Annotated in this window: 13 protein-coding genes and 1 tRNA gene; 9 read left to right on the top strand and 5 right to left on the bottom strand. The window is 68.8% G+C overall.

Going from position 1 to position 14,394, the window contains the following annotated elements; translation table 11 throughout:
- Nucleotides 1-674: 674 nt before the first annotated feature.
- Genes ACZ42P_RS06320 through ACZ42P_RS06290 form a run of 7 tightly spaced genes read left to right on the top strand, consistent with a single transcriptional unit; the run spans nt 675 to nt 6,891 of the window.
- A complete protein-coding gene (locus ACZ42P_RS06320) occupies nt 675-1,571 on the top strand; it encodes an agglutinin biogenesis protein MshI (protein WP_464899233.1) in 897 nt (298 codons plus the stop codon).
- The gene (locus ACZ42P_RS06315) at nt 1,568-2,185 is read left to right on the top strand and encodes a PilN domain-containing protein (protein ID WP_464899232.1); all 618 of its coding nucleotides are present in this window, start codon (nt 1,568-1,570) and stop codon (nt 2,183-2,185) included. Before ACZ42P_RS06320 ends, ACZ42P_RS06315 begins: the two co-directional genes overlap by 4 nt.
- The gene (locus ACZ42P_RS06310) at nt 2,182-2,856 is read left to right on the top strand and encodes an MSHA biogenesis protein MshJ (protein WP_464899231.1); all 675 of its coding nucleotides are present in this window, start codon (nt 2,182-2,184) and stop codon (nt 2,854-2,856) included. Before ACZ42P_RS06315 ends, ACZ42P_RS06310 begins: the two co-directional genes overlap by 4 nt.
- Nucleotides 2,841-3,230, top strand: a complete 390-nt coding sequence (locus ACZ42P_RS06305) for a hypothetical protein (RefSeq protein WP_464899230.1) — start codon at nt 2,841-2,843, stop codon at nt 3,228-3,230. Before ACZ42P_RS06310 ends, ACZ42P_RS06305 begins: the two co-directional genes overlap by 16 nt.
- Nucleotides 3,227-4,912, top strand: a complete 1,686-nt coding sequence (gene mshL / locus ACZ42P_RS06300; RefSeq protein WP_464899229.1) for a pilus (MSHA type) biogenesis protein MshL — start codon at nt 3,227-3,229, stop codon at nt 4,910-4,912. Before ACZ42P_RS06305 ends, mshL begins: the two co-directional genes overlap by 4 nt.
- A 42-nt stretch (nt 4,913-4,954) precedes the next feature.
- Nucleotides 4,955-5,854: an ExeA family protein gene (locus ACZ42P_RS06295; protein ID WP_464899228.1), complete on the top strand. Its 900-nt coding sequence runs from the start codon at nt 4,955-4,957 to the stop codon at nt 5,852-5,854.
- Nucleotides 5,836-6,891: a tetratricopeptide repeat protein gene (locus tag ACZ42P_RS06290; protein ID WP_464899227.1), complete on the top strand. Its 1,056-nt coding sequence runs from the start codon at nt 5,836-5,838 to the stop codon at nt 6,889-6,891. Before ACZ42P_RS06295 ends, ACZ42P_RS06290 begins: the two co-directional genes overlap by 19 nt.
- Nucleotides 6,892-7,106: 215 nt before the next feature.
- Here the strand turns inward: ACZ42P_RS06290 and ACZ42P_RS06285 are convergent.
- A tRNA-Arg gene (locus ACZ42P_RS06285) sits at nt 7,107-7,183 on the bottom strand.
- 143 nt (nt 7,184-7,326) lie between these two features.
- On the opposite strand from ACZ42P_RS06285, the gene ACZ42P_RS06280 reads away from it, so the two are divergent.
- Nucleotides 7,327-7,824 (top strand): c-type cytochrome, encoded by a 498-nt coding sequence (locus ACZ42P_RS06280; protein ID WP_464899226.1) that lies wholly within the window; start codon nt 7,327-7,329, stop codon nt 7,822-7,824.
- A 408-nt stretch (nt 7,825-8,232) separates the two neighbouring features.
- Here the strand turns inward: ACZ42P_RS06280 and ACZ42P_RS06275 are convergent, their stop codons facing one another.
- Nucleotides 8,233-10,215, bottom strand: a complete 1,983-nt coding sequence (locus tag ACZ42P_RS06275) for a UvrD-helicase domain-containing protein (RefSeq protein ID WP_464899225.1) — start codon at nt 10,213-10,215, stop codon at nt 8,233-8,235.
- Between the two features lie 97 nt (nt 10,216-10,312).
- Here ACZ42P_RS06275 and ACZ42P_RS06270 point away from each other — a divergent pair, with 97 nt between their 5' ends.
- A complete protein-coding gene (locus ACZ42P_RS06270) occupies nt 10,313-11,140 on the top strand; it encodes a symmetrical bis(5'-nucleosyl)-tetraphosphatase (RefSeq protein ID WP_464899224.1) in 828 nt (275 codons plus the stop codon).
- Here ACZ42P_RS06270 and ACZ42P_RS06265 read toward each other — a convergent pair.
- The 3 genes from ACZ42P_RS06265 to ACZ42P_RS06255 are packed head-to-tail and all read right to left on the bottom strand — an operon-like array spanning nt 11,067 to nt 14,390.
- Nucleotides 11,067-11,849 carry a lysophospholipid acyltransferase family protein gene (locus tag ACZ42P_RS06265; RefSeq protein WP_464899223.1) on the bottom strand — a complete coding sequence of 261 codons (783 nt, stop codon included), beginning with the start codon at nt 11,847-11,849 and terminating at the stop codon, nt 11,067-11,069. The two genes, ACZ42P_RS06270 and ACZ42P_RS06265, sit on opposite strands and share 74 nt — an antisense overlap.
- Nucleotides 11,850-11,858: 9 nt before the next feature.
- Nucleotides 11,859-13,112 carry a putative bifunctional diguanylate cyclase/phosphodiesterase gene (locus ACZ42P_RS06260; protein ID WP_464899222.1) on the bottom strand — a complete coding sequence of 418 codons (1,254 nt, stop codon included), beginning with the start codon at nt 13,110-13,112 and terminating at the stop codon, nt 11,859-11,861.
- A 45-nt stretch (nt 13,113-13,157) separates the two neighbouring features.
- Nucleotides 13,158-14,390, bottom strand: a complete 1,233-nt coding sequence (locus ACZ42P_RS06255) for an HD-GYP domain-containing protein (protein WP_464899221.1) — start codon at nt 14,388-14,390, stop codon at nt 13,158-13,160.
- Between the last annotated feature and the right edge of the window lie 4 nt (nt 14,391-14,394).

Raw genomic sequence — 14,394 nt, 5'->3', positions numbered from 1 at the left:
GTGGGGGCTCTGTGGGAGCGGCTTCAGCCGCGATCAGCCTGGCAGCGCCGAAGGTCGCCGCTGAAGCGCCTCCCACAGGCGGGCCGGGCCCATGCTTCTGTGGGGGCTCTGTGGGAGCGGCTTCAGCCGCGATCAGCCTGGCCGCGCCGAGGGTCGCCGCTGAAGCGCCTCCCATGTTCTCAGCGGCGGCCAGGCCCTGTGGGAGCGGCTTCAGCCGCGATCAACCTGGCAGCGCCGAAGGTCGCCGCTGAAGCGCCTCCCACAGGCGGGCCGGGCCCATGCTTCTGTGGGGGCTCTGTGGGAGCGGCTTCAGCCGCGATCAGCCTGGCAGCGCCGAAGGTCGCCGCTGAAGCGCCTCCCACAGGCGGGTCGGGCCCATGCTTCTGTGGGAGCTCTGTGGGAGCGGCTTCAGCCGCGATCAACCCGGCCGCGCCGAAGGTCGCCGCTGAAGCGCCTCCCACAGGCGGGTCGGGCCCATGCTTCTGGGGGGGCTCTGTGGGAGCGGCTTCAGCCGCGATGGGGTTTCGCCCCGGGGTGAACGGGCAGGGCGCTTTCTGCCGCTGAAAAGCAATTTGACAACAAATAGTTATTTCGTTAATTTCGAGTCATTTCAAGAATTGGGCGCGCCCATGGCGTTCGGGTGGAAAAGAAAAAACAAATCGGGGTGGATGGCGATGGCCTGGAGCGCCGAGGGGTTGCTGCTCGCCCACAGTGAGCCGCGCAGCGGGGCCAAGCCGCTGGTGACCGTTTGCGGCAGCGTCGCCGCGCGGCGTGACGACGCGGCTTCCCTGGCGCGGGCGGCCAGGGAGATGCGGCTTGCCGATTACCGGGTGAGCCTGCTGCTCGATCTCACCGAATACCAGATGCTGGTGGTGGAGGCGCCGGGGGTGCCGCCCGAGGAGCTCAAGGCCGCCGTGCGCTGGCGGGTGAAGGACATGCTCGACTACCACATCGACGATGCCACCATCGACGTGCTGGACATCCCGCCTGATCCCAACGCGCCGGCGCGTGGCCATTCCCTCTACGCGGTGGCGGCGCGCAACGAGTTGATCGCCGCCCACATTGCCCGCTGTCAGGAGGCCGACATTCCGCTCCAGGTGATCGACATTCCGGAAATGGCCAGCCGCAACGTGGCCAGTCTGGTGGCGCAGCCGGGCCGCGGTGTGGCCATGCTGTGCTTTACGGAGCAGGGCGGGCTGCTCACGGTGAGTTTCGAGGGTGAGCTTTATCTCTCCCGCCATCTGGATGTCACGCTTGGGGATTTGCTCGAGGCCGGCGGCTTGCGCGAGAACCACTTCGAGCGCGTCACGCTGGAGGTGCAGCGCTCCCTGGATTACGTCGAGCGTCAGTTCGCCTTCGTGGCGGTGGCACAGCTGTGGCTCGCGCCCATGCCGGCGGCCGGGGCCCTGCGCGACCACCTCGCCGCCAATCTCTACCTGCCGGTGAACCTGCTGGATCTCGCCGAGGTGTTCGATTTTTCCCGGGTGCCGGCGCTCACGGACGTGGAGAACCAGTACCGCTTCTTCCTGCCCCTGGGCGCAAGCCTGCGGCACGAGGCGAAGGCCCTATGAGTCAGCAGATCAACCTGTTCAACCCGATCTTCCTCAAGCAGGAGAAGATCTTTTCCGCGCGCACCATGGTGCAGGCGCTGGCAGTCATCGGCCTGGGCCTGGTGCTCGTTTCGGCCTTCGCCAGCTGGCAGGTGGGCGGGCTGCAGGAAGAAGTGCGACGCAGCGAGGCACGCCTCAAGGCGGAAGAGGCCCGCCTCGCCGAAGCGCGCAGCCAGCTCGCAGCGCGCAAACCCAGTGCCAGGCTGGAAGCGGAGGTCCAGCAGGCCCAGCAGGCGCTGGAAACACGGCAGGCCGTGTTGGCTCTGCTGGAAAAGGGTGTGCTGGGGGAAAGCGTGGGGGCGGGCGCGTATCTGCGCGCACTGGCGCGCCAGCATCTGGAGGGCCTGTGGCTCACCGGCTTCGAGCTCTCGGGACGGGACATGACGCTCGCCGGCCGCGCCCTGCGTGCCGATCTCTTGCCAGACTATCTGCGGCGCCTGGGGCGTGACGACGCGTTTCGCGGCCGCTCCTTCGCCAGCCTGATGATCGAGCGGCCCAAGGTCAAGGAGGGGGACGTGCCGCCCGCCTTCGTCGAATTCCAGCTGCGGTCGGGCGCGCCCGGGGAGGCGCCGTGAAGCAGACTCTGGCACGCTGGGCGGAAGTCATCGACGCGCGCAGCCTGCGGGAGCGGCTGCTGGTGTTTGCCGCCGCCGCGCTGGCGCTGGTGATGATGGTCAGCACCCTGGTGCTGGATCCCCTCACGGCCAAACGCAAGGCCCTGCTGCAGACGCTGCAGGATCACGCAACCCGCATGGAGGCCACGCGCATGCAGGTGCAGGTCCTGGTGCGCGACCGCGCCCGCGATCCGGATGCGGAGCTCACCGCGCGGCTGGCGGCGCTCAAGGCCCGCAGTGCCGAGCTGGAGGAGCGTCTGGCCGCCTTTCAGCAGGGGCTGGTGAGTGCGGAGCGCATGGCCGATGTGCTGCGCGATCTGCTGGCGCGCCACCAGGCGGTGCGGCTGATCGCCCTGAAGAGCCTGCCGGCCACCGGCATCGGCGCCGATGGGCGGCCGGTCGAAGCTGAGGCCGGCGGCAAGGCGGCCGTGCCGCTCCTCTATCGCCAGGGCGTGGAGATCACGGTGGAGGGCACCTACGCCGACCTGCTGGCCTATGCCGAATCCATCGAGGCCGCCCCCTGGTGGCTGTTGTGGGGCGGTGCGAAGTTGAGTGTCGTGGAATATCCCCGCTCGCGCCTCACCCTCATCCTGTACACCCTGAGCCCGGACAAACCATGGCTGTCCGTCTGATGATCCTGCTCCTGCTGACGCTGCCCGCCGCCCTGGCCGCCGGGCTGCCCGATCCCACCCGGCCGGCCGTGGGGGGCGCGGCTGAAGGCGAGGGCATGCTCGCGCCGGCTGCCGGGCCGCGCGTGCAGATGATCCGCATCGCGCCCGGCAAGCGCACCGCGCTGGTGGACGGCCGGGAAGTGACCGTGGGCAGCCGCCTGGGAGAGGCCCGTGTGGTGCGCATCAGCGAGGGCGAGGTGGTGCTGAAGGGCCCCGGCGGAACGGAAGTGTTGAAACTGTTTGCCGACGTGGAGAAGCGGCCGGTGTCCAGCCGGCCCGCGGCCGTCTGGAATAAGCGAAACGATGCCCCGGCATCGAGGAAGGCGCAACCATGAAGAAGACGCTTTACGTCCTGTTCCCGCTGCTCCTGGCAGCCTGTGCCGCGGCGCCGGAACGCAAACCCACGACCCTGGAGCAGATCGACGCCGCCCTCGCCCAGGGGGCCCAGGGCGCGGCGAAACCCGCGGCACCGGCACAGGTGACGGAGGCGCTGATTCCGCCCCTCAAGCTGGAGGTGCCGCCGCCCCGCAGCGTGGAGCCGCGCTTTGACCTGGTGGTCAACAACGCGCCTGCCAACCAGGTGTTCATGGGCATCGTGCACGGCACGCGCTACAGCATGCTGGTGCACCCCGAGGTGAGCGGCAGCATTTCCGTGAATCTCAAGGATGTCACGGTGAAGGAGGCGCTGGACGCCATCCGCGAACTGTACGGCTACGACTACCGCATCGACGGCAACCGCATCTTCGTGCAGCCCCTCACCATGCAGACCCGTGTGTTCCAGGTGAATTACCTGACCGCGACGCGCAAGGGGTCATCCGACGTGCGCGTGGTGTCGGGTTCCGTGAGTGACACGCCGCGCGCGGCCGCGCCCGGCACGGTGGGGGCGCCGGTGACCCAGCCCGGCACCAGTACCGAGACCATCCAGAGCACGCGCGTGTCCACCCATTCCGACGCCAATTTCTGGACCGAGCTCACCGATGCCGTGAAGGCCATCGTCGGCAGCGATGGGGGGCGCAGCGTGGTGGTGAGTCCCCAGTCCGGGGTGATCGTGGTGCGTGCCCTGCCCAACGAACTGCGCGCGGTGGAGCAGTACCTGCGTGCCACCCAGGGTGCGGTGGAACGGCAGGTGATCCTGGAAGCCAAGATCATCGAGGTGGCTCTCAACGACGAATTCCAGTCGGGCATCAACTGGGCGGCCTTCGACAGTCTGGGCCGCCACCGCTTCTCGGTGGGGGCGGATGCGGGCAACCTGCCCATTCCGGCGGGCGGTCTCGTGCCGCCGCCCACCGCCACGGCCGCCACCATCGGCAATACCCTGGGCATCGGCCTGCAGTCGGCCGGCCGCAGCGCGAGCGGCCTGTTCGGCATCGCCTTCCAGACCGGCAGCTTCGCCGCCCTCATGCAGTTCCTGGAAACCCAGGGCGCGGTGCACGTGCTGTCCAGCCCCCGCATCGCCACGCTCAACAACCAGAAGGCCGTGCTCAAGGTGGGGACCGACGATTTCTTCGTCACCAACGTGAGCACCACCACCACCACGGGCACGTCCACCACCACCACCCCCAATGTGACCCTGCAGCCCTTCTTCTCGGGCATCGTGCTGGACGTCACGCCCCAGATCGACGACGAGGAGAACATCACCCTGCACATCCACCCGGCGGTGAGCAAGGTCACCACCAACGAGAAGAACATCGACCTGGGCACGGCCGGCCAGCTCAAGCTCCCCCTCGCGTCGAGCACGGTGAGCGAGACCGACAGCATCATCCGGACCCGCGACGGTCAGGTGGTGGCCATCGGCGGTCTGATGAAATCCTCCTCCACCGACGACCGGGTGCAGGTGCCGGGCGTGGGCGAGGTCCCGGTCCTGGGCGAGCTGTTCAAAAACCGCAACCGCAGGAACCAGAAATCCGAACTGGTGATCCTGCTCAAGGCCACCGTGGTCAGGGGCGGGGAAACCTGGGCGCAGAACATCCTCGAAAGCCAGCGCAACATCGAGCGCATGACGCGGCCGGCCCAGTGAGGCGCGCCGCCCGGCGGGCGGGCATCTGCTACCATCGGAGACATGTATCTCAAGCACTTCGGCCTGCGCGAAGCGCCCTTCGGCATCACACCCGATACGGCCTTTTCCTTTGCCTCCCGCCCCTTCCAGGAAGCCCTCAACACGCTTTTGGTGGCCGTGAAGAACGGCGAGGGCTTCATCAAGATCACGGGCGAGGTGGGCACCGGCAAGACCCTGCTGTGCCGCAAATTCCTGGCGAGTCTCGGGGAAGGCTTCGTGAGCGCTTACCTGCCCAATCCCTACCTGGAGCCGCGCACGCTGCTGTTCGCCCTCGCCGAGGAGCTGGGCGTCAAACTGCCGGCGGAGGCGGACCAGCACCAGGCCCTCAAGGCCGTGACCCACGCGCTGCTGGGCTTCGCGCGGGCGGGCAGGAAGGTGGTGGTGTGCCTGGACGAAGTGCAGGCCATGCCCCGGGAAAGTCTGGAGGCACTGCGTCTGCTCTCCAACCTGGAAACGGAGAAACGCAAGCTCCTGCAGGTGCTGCTGTTCGGCCAGCCCGAGCTGGACGAACGTCTCGCCGGCCATGACCTGCGCCAGCTCAACAGCCGCATCACCTTTGCCTACCGGCTCGCGCCCCTGTCCCGGCAGGAAACGGAGTACTACGTGGCCCACCGCCTGTCGGTGGCGGGCTATGGCGGCGCGCCCCTTTTCAGCAGGCGGGCGCTGGTGCTCCTGCACCGGGCCAGCGGCGGCACCCCCCGCCTCGTCAACGTGCTCGCCCACAAGGCGCTGATGCTGGTGTACGGCGAGGGCCGCCAGCGGGTGGAGGGCCGCCACGTGGCCCTCGCCGCACGCGATACGCCGGCGGCGCGTGCCGTGCGCGCCGTGCCGGGCTGGCTGTGGGCCGTGGCGGCGCTCCTGGGCGTGGGCGTGGCGGCCGGCGCATGGGTGGCACTGCGATGAGCGTGATCAACCGCATGCTGCAGGAACTGGAGGCGCGCCACGAAGACGCCGGGGCGCTGCCGGGCCCGGTGCGTGCTGTGCCGCCGTCCGCTGCGCCGTCCTGGCGCTGGCCGGTGCTGGGCCTGGGTCTTGTCCTGCTGCTCGCCGTGGCGGGCTGGCTGGTCTGGCGCGAGATGGCACTTCCCCTGCCGCCGCGCGCTGCGGCGCCCGCGCAGCCGGCCGCGGCGCCGGTGCCCGTCGGGGAGACGGTGCCGCCCCCGGTGGCCCAGGGAGAGCCTGCCGTCGAACTCCAACTGGCAGCGCAGCCACCAGCCAGGGACCAGGCCCCTGTGCCGGCAACGCCAGCGCCCACGATGCCGGCGTCTGCCGCGCCCCTCAGCACCGCGCCGGCTTCCACCACTGTGCCCGCGCCGGGTGAAGTCGCCATCGTGAAGCAGGTCTCGCCCGCGCAGCGTGCGGACCAGCGCTACCGCGAGGCGCTGGCGCGCCTGGCCGAGGGCCGCGCGGCGGACGCGGAGACCCTGCTGGAGGAGGCGCTGCGCCTGGATCCGCGGCATCTCGCCGCGCGCCAGGCCCTGGCCGCCCAATGGCTCAATGCCGGGCGCCGCGAGGAGGCCGAGCGCCTGCTGCAGGCGGGCTTGGCCGAGCCTGCGCCGGTGCAGGGCGATGCCGCCGTCGCCCTGGCCATGGCGCTGGCGCGCCTGCAGCTGGAAGGCTCCGGCGCGGCCAGTGCGCTGGCCACGCTGGAGCGGTATGCGCCGCAGGCGGCAGGCAATGCCGACTACGCCGCCTTCCAGGCCGCCCTGCTGCAGCGGCTGGAACGCCACGGTGAGGCCATCGCCCGCTTCCAGGACGCGTTGCGCCTGCGTCCGCAGCAGGCGGCGTGGTGGATGGGCCTCGCGCTGTCCCTGGAGGCCACCGGCCGGACCGCCGAGGCCACAGAGGCTTTCGAGCGTGCCCGGCAGCTGCCGGGTCTCACACCGGAACTGCGCGCCTTCGTGGACCAGCGCCTTGCCCGCCTGCGCGCCCAGCCCTGATACGCATTCCGCCAGTTAGGAGTGGTGGGGTCATAGGAGTGGTGGGGTCAGGTCTTTACTTTATAGTCAAGACCCCGGTTTTGGCTGATGCCGCTCCCACGCTTCGCCTGAACTTTGATGCGGGAGACCCGGGGTTGCAGAGGGTGTTTCGAGCATCGACTGCCGCTCGACTATAAAGTAAAGACCTGACCCCGCCTTTTCGAAGAAGGGAAAACTGGCGCGCCCGAGACGATTCGAACGTCCGACCCCAGCCTTCGGAGGGCTGTACTCTATCCAACTGAGCTACGGGCGCGTGGGCCGCGATTATAGCGCGTTTCAGGCGCTTACTCCATGCGGCGGCTTGGCCGGCCAGGTCGAAATCCGTATAATCCGGACCTTTACGTGGGGATTCCCACGGCTTCTGTTTTTCGGCAACCAGACAAGGCCTTAACCATTATGAGTGAACACAGCACAGGCGTTCCCAAGACCACTGCGCGGCAGGTGATCGTTGCCCTGATCGGCGGCTTTGCTGCGCCCGTCATCGCCATCGTTTTGATCGTGCAGCTGGTGTTGTCCATCCAGGCGAGCCACATTGACAAGGATGATCCGCAGCTCGCCGATGCGGCGGTGCGGGAACGGCTCAAGCCGGTGGCGGAGGTGAAATCCGTCGACCCCAATGCGCCGCGGGTGGAGCGCACGGGTGAGCAGGTGTATCAGGCGGTTTGCCAGAGCTGCCACCAGTCGGGGGCGCTGGGTGCGCCGAAGTATGGCAACAAGGGTGACTGGACGGCGCGCATCGCCCAGGGCTACGACACCCTGATCAAGCATGCCATCGAGGGCATCCGCGGCATGCCGCCACGCGGGGGTGATCCGGACGTTTCCGACATCGAGATCGCGCGCACGGTGGCCTACATGGCCAACGCGGCGGGTGCCAACTTCAAGCCCAAGGAGTGACGGGTCGCAGTTTGGTCGCAGTGGCGCGGGGTCTCCCCGCGCCTTTTTTGTTTGCAGGGCCGAGGTTCCGCCTCGACCCTGTAGTCAAGCCGTGAGGCGCCGCTGAAGCGCCTCCCACGACAGCGGGCAAGGCCGGGGGGCAGCTTTGGCCGCAATGTGCATCTGGGCGCCCCGTGTCACCCCCACCCCGACCCTCCGCCATCGAGGGGGAGGGAGGTTGGCGGGGCGAACCTGAGGGTGGGAGCGGCTTGAGCCGCGATAATTCGGCTGCGCCCCGGGTCGCCGCTAAAGCGCCTCCCACGACAGCGGGCAAGGCCGGGGGGCAGCTTTGGCCGCAATGTGGATGTGGGCGCCCCGTGTCACCCCCACCCCGACCCTCCCCCTCGATGGGGAGGGAGGTTGGCGGCGTCAGCCGCCCTTGAGCATGGCCTTGAGCTGGGCGAGGCGCGCGCTGCCTTCTTCCTTCTGGCGCACGGGGTCTGTTTCCCGGCCGGAGATGCGCAGGTCGTCCTGGGGCAGTTCGGCGAGGAAGCGCGAGGGCTCGCACGCCTGCAATTCGCGCGCGCGCCGGCGCTTCAGGCAGTGGCTGATGGTGAGGGTCTGGCGCGCGCGGGTGATGCCCACGTAGAGCAGGCGCCGTTCTTCCTCCACCTGCCCATTCTCGATGCTCTCCCGGTGGGGCAGGATGCCTTCTTCCACCCCCACCAGAAAGACGTGGGGGAATTCCAGACCCTTGGCGGCGTGCAGGGTGGACAGGCGCACCGCGTCCACCTCTTCCTCCCGGTTGTCCAGCATGCTCATCAGGGCCACGGTCTGGGCGAGTTCCGCCAGCGTCTTGCCTTCTTCCTCGCCTTTGCGGGCCAGCCAGCCCACGAAGTCCTGCACGTTGGCCCAGCGGGTTTCCGCGGTGCGCGGTTCCTCCTCGTCGAACAGCCACGCCTCGTAGCCGATGCCCTTGAGCAGGTCCTGCAGGATGACGCCGGCGGGTTCGCGGGCGGCGCGGTATTCCAGTCCGTTGATGAACTGGCAGAAGGTTTCCAGGGGTTCGTACTGGCGCGGCGCCAGCTGGGCCTTGAGACCGGCCTCGAACACGGCGGCGAACAGGGAGAGATGCCGCTGTGCGGCATAGGCACCGAGTTTCTCCAGTGTCTGCGCCCCGACGCCGCGCCGGGGGGTGGTCACCGCGCGGATGAAGGCGGGATCGTCGTCGCTGTTGTGCAGAAGGCGCAGATAGGCGCTGATGTCCTTGATTTCCGTGCGTTCGAAAAACGACTGGCCGCCGGAAACCTGGTAGGGGATGCGCCGCGCGCGCAGGGCCTCCTCGAAGGGGCGCGCCTGATGATTGCCGCGGTAGAGGATCGCGTAATCCCCGTAGCGGGTGCGATGCTGGAGGCGATGGGCCTCGATGCGCATGACCACGTTCTCGGCCTCGGCCTCGTCATCGCGCGCGGCGAAGACGTGGATGGGATCGCCCAGTCCCAGCTCGCTCCACAGTTTCTTCTCGAACAGCTTGGTGTTGTGGGCGATGAGCCCGTTGGCGGCACGCAGGATGCGCAGCGTCGAGCGGTAGTTCTGCTCCAGCTTGATCACCTTCAGGCGGGGAAAGTCCTGCTGCAGCAGGCGCAGGTTTTCCACGTTGGCGCCGCGCCAGGCATAGATGGCCTGATCGTCGTCGCCGACCGCGGTGAAGGCAGCGCGCGCCCCGGCGAGGAGTTTCAGCAGGCGGTACTGGCAGAGGTTGGTGTCCTGGTATTCGTCCACCAGCAGGTACCGCAGCCGGTCCTGCCATTTGCCGCGCACCTCGGCGTCACCCTCCAGGAGTTCCACCGGCAGGCGGATGAGGTCGTCGAAATCCATGGCCTGATACGCACGCAGGGTGTCCTGATAGGTGACGTAGGCGCGCGCGGCCGCCACGGCTTCCTCGCTGTCCGCGCGGGCAGCGGCGGCATCCGGCGCGACGAAATCGTTTTTCCAGCGGGAAATCCGCTGCTGTGTTGCCTTGAGCAGGCCCTTGTCGGTGGTCTTCAGGATCTCCGCCAGCACGTGCAGGCTGTCGGCGGCGTCGAGCACGGAGAAACGCGGCTTGTAACCGATGCGCTGGGCTTCCTGGCGCAGGATCTGCAGACCGAGGGAATGGAAGGTGGTGACGGTGAGCCCGCGCGCGGGACGGTTTTCCAGCAGGCGCGCCACGCGCTCCTGCATCTCCTTCGCGGCCTTGTTGGTGAAGGTGATGGCGGCGATGCTGCCGGGAGGGTAGCCGCAGTCGGCGATGAGGTAGGCGATCTTGTGGGTGATCACCCGGGTCTTGCCGCTGCCGGCGCCCGCCAGCACCAGCAGGGGACCATCCAGGTATTTCACCGCCTCCCGCTGCGGGGCATTGAGGGCATGCATGGACTATCGTGCTGCGGAAGGTTGCTGCGGAGGGGCGATTCTATCACGGGCATCACCAGCGCCGGGTTAGAATGGCGCCGGTTTTTCCGGAGCGAGCATGGCCACCTACGTCATCGGCGACATCCAAGGCTGTTACCAGGCGCTCATGCGCCTGCTCGAACAAATCGCCTTCGATCCCGCCCGCGACCGCCTCTGGCTGGTGGGCGATCTGGTCAACCGCGGGCCGCATTCCCTCGAGGTGCTGCGCTGGGCGCGCGATCTCGGTGAGCGTGTCACCGCCGTGCTGGGCAACCACGACCTGCATCTGCTGGCGGTGGCGGAGGGCTTCGTGCCGCTGCATCACCATGACACGCTGCAGGACGTGCTGACCGCGCCGGACCGTGCCGAACTCCTGGACTGGCTGCGCCACCGTCCCCTGGTCCATTTCGAGCATGGCTGGCTGATGGTGCACGCGGGCCTGCTGCCGCAATGGACGGTGCTGCGCGCGGTGGAGCTGGCAAGGGAAGTGGAGGCCGAACTCGCGGGACCCGGCTACCGCCATTTCCTGGCCCACATGTATGGCAATGAACCGCGCCAGTGGCGCGACGACCTCACGGGCATCGCCCGTCTGCGCGTCATCACCAATGCCATGACGCGGCTGCGTTTCTGCACGCGCGATGGAGTGATGGAATTCACCCACAAGGGCCCGCCCTGGCAGCGTCCGGAGGGCTTCCTGCCCTGGTATGAGGTCCCGGAACGCAAAAGCCGCGGTGCTCCCATCGTCTTCGGTCACTGGTCGGCCCACGGGCTGGACGTGAGCAGCGAATACTGCGCGCTGGACACGGGCTGCCTGTGGGGCGGTGCGCTGTCCGCTATGCGACTGGAAGACCGGGCGCTGTTTCAGGTTTCCTGTCAGGGTCTGGCAGGGACAAGGCCGCTGCGATAGCGGCCTGGGCCGCCCGGGCGATCTCGCGGCGGCTGCGCCCGTGCGTGGCGATGGCCGGCAGGAAACGCAACTCCGCGCGGATTGCCCGCGCGGCGAGGATGCGCCGCAGCGATTCCATGAGCGTCATCTGGTCGATGTAGGCGGGGGTGGTGTCGGGCTCGCCGGCATCGTCCACATAGCGCAGGGCCACCGGGATCACCGGCGCGCCCAGGTCCGCCGCCGGCTGCAGGAGGGAAGGGTGGAAGCGGCGCAGGCGGCGACCGTCGCTGGTGGTGCTCTCGGGAAACAGGGCGATGCAGGCACCCTGGGCAAGGGCGGCGGCGATTTCCCGGTTGATGGCGGCGGTGTGATGCCGCTGCTCGCGCCGGATGAACAGCGTGCCCGCCTTTTTCGCCAGCCAGCCGATCAGCGGCCAGTGCGCCACTTCCGCCTTGGCCACGAACCGGCAGGCGCGCTGGCTGTTGAGCAGCCACACGTCCAGCCAGGAGATGTGGTTGGCGACGCACACCACGCCGTTGCGCGCGGCGGGCGCGCCCATGACGGTGAGGCGCACGTTGAGGCACGCAAGCAGCTTGCGTGACCAGCGTTCGATGATGGCCTCGCGCCGGGCCTGGGGGGCAAGAGGAAAGACCACTGCTGCGATCAGCGCGCCCCAGGCGAGATGCAGCACGACCCGCAGGAACCTCAAGAGGATGCGTAGCGCTGCCATGGCGCCCGCTCAGGCGTGGGGTTGGCGCTGCTGGAAGCTGGCGAAGGCCGTGGCCTCCAGCGGCGGCGCGATGTGGAAGCCCTGGGCGAGGTCGCAGCCTGCTTCGGTGAGCCAGGCCAGGGTGGCGGCATCCTCCACGCCTTCGGCCACCACAGTGAGTCCCAGACTGTGACCGAGGCCGATCACGGCCTGCACGATGTGCCGGTCCTCGCGGCGGGCCAGCAGCCCGCGCACGAAGGTGACGTCGATCTTGATTTCGTCGAGGGGCAGCTGCCTCAGCCGGATCAGCGAGGAATGCCCCGTGCCGAAATCGTCCAGGGCCAGCCGCACGCCCAGCCGGTGCAGGGCCTGCAGGTGAGCTTCCACGCTCGCGTCGTCTGCCATCAGGGCGGTTTCGGTGATTTCCAGTGTGAGCCGCCTGGGTGCGACGTTCCAGGTGGCGAGCGCCTGTTCCACCAGGAGGGGCAGGTCCGGCTCGGCGAGTTCCTGGGCGGACAGGTTGACCGCCACGCCCATTTCACCGCTCCACTGCGCCGCCTGGCGCAGGCTTGCGTGCAGCAGCCAGCGGGTCAGGCGGGGCATCCAGCCGGCCGTCTCCAGGGCTGGAATGAAGACGCCGGGAGAGATTTCGCCGAGCCGCGGCTCCCGCCAGCGCGCCAGGGTCTCGGCGGCGATGACGCGTCCATCGGCCAGACGCAACTGGGGCTGAAAGGCCAGTTGCAGCGCCTGCCCGGCAATGGCCTGCTGCAGGCTGTCCTGCAGATCCAGTTCCCGCTGGCGCGCCTCGTGCTGCCGGGGATCGTAGAGGGCCACGTGATCGCGGGCGTGCGCCGCACCCTCTGCCGCCAGGGTGGCCCGCTGCAGGAGCGCCTCCGCATCGGCGGCATGTTCGGGGAACAGGGCCAACCCCAAAGCGGGCGGCACGTGCAGGGCATGGGCCCCGGCCCGCACCGGCTGGTCCAGCAGATGGGCGATGCGGTAGGCCGCGCTCCAGGCCTGGGCCGGTTGCGCGAGGGCAGGCAGCACACAGGCGAGGGTGGCGCGATCCAGCCGCCAAACCCGGTCGCGCGGCTGGATGACGCGGGCGATCTCCCGCGCCAGGTCTTGCGCCAGCCGGTCACCCGCGCGGTAGCCCAGCAGGGCATCCACCCGGCTCACGACCGGGACGCGGGCGACGATCAGGGCGAGCAGCCGCTCCCCCGCCGCGGCGGCCTTCATGAGGTCGTCGAGCCCGTCGAGGAAATCCAGGTGATTGGGCAGCATCGGGCGATGATGCCCGAACCCGTGTGGGCTGCTCAAGCGGCGCGTTCAGAGGTAATAGTCCCGGGCATGGATGCCGTACATGCCGTCTTCCAAGGCGCGCACGATGACATAGGGGGTGCCGTCCCGGCTGACGGGATCCTGCAAAAGGTCGAGGGGCGCCGGCTGGGACAGGGGCCGCTTCTCTTCGTCCAGCAGCAGAAGCAGGCGCGGTTTGAGCCGGCGCGCCCGATTGTGGCCGATGACCAGGGCCACCTCGCCGGAACTGAGCTCCACCAGGGTGCCCACCGGATAGGCGCCCAGGCACTGGACGAACTCCTCCACCAGGGGCAGGTTGAGGGTGCGCCGGCTCCACTCGTAGAGCCTCTGCAGGGCGGCGTAGGGTGTTTCCGCCGGTGCATGGGGACGCGCGCGGGTGAGGGCATCGAAGCAGTCGAGGATGGCGGCCATGCGCGCCGGCACGGGAATGTGGGGCGCGCGCAACCGGCCGGGATAGCCGCTGCCGTCTTCCCGTTCGTGGTGCCCCTCCACCATTTGCAGCGCCATGCCGGCCAGACCGAACCGGGTGCCCACCAGCTCCACGCCGTATTTCACGTGGCGCCGCACGGCGGCGTATTCCGCCTGCGTGAGTGGCCCCCCTTTCGCCAGCAGTTCGCCGGGGATGCGGGCCATGCCCAGGTCCATGAGCAGGCCGCCCAGCCCGAGCTGCATGAGCTCCGGCCGGTCGAAGCCCAGGTGCCGCCCGAAGGCCAGGGCATGGACGGACACGCCCAGGGCATGGGCGTACAGATACTCGCTCTTGCGCCGCAGGCGGGCCAGGGCGGTGAGGGCGTCCGGATTGCGCACCACGCTCTCCACCATGGCGCCCATGATCTCGGTGGTTTCGCCGGGATCCACCCCGCTGCCCTGGGCCAGGCGCTTGAAGACCTCTTCCACCACCCGGTCGGCATCCTCCATCAGGGCCTTCGCCCGCGGCAACTCCTCCTCCAGGGGCAGGGGCTCCTCGTAATCCACCAGCGTCCAGTCGGGTGCGTCGATGTCCTGGGCAAGCCAGGCGGGGCGCACGGGCACCTCGGGCAGGGCTGCGTCCGGATCCGGCGGGTTTGCGCTGCGCAAGGGGTCCACATAGACGTAGCGGCAGCACCGGCGCAAAAGCTCGAGCTCATCCTCCGTTTCGATGAGGAAGCCCTGCAGCAGGAAAGGCGTGTCGAGCCACGGACGGTCCAGCCTGGACACGAACATGCCTAGGGCGAGACGTTCCACGGGAAGCTTTCTGTCCATGCCG

The sequence above is a fragment of the Thiobacter subterraneus genome, from assembly GCF_055379455.1.
This window is presented reverse-complemented; position numbering and strand designations above follow the sequence as displayed.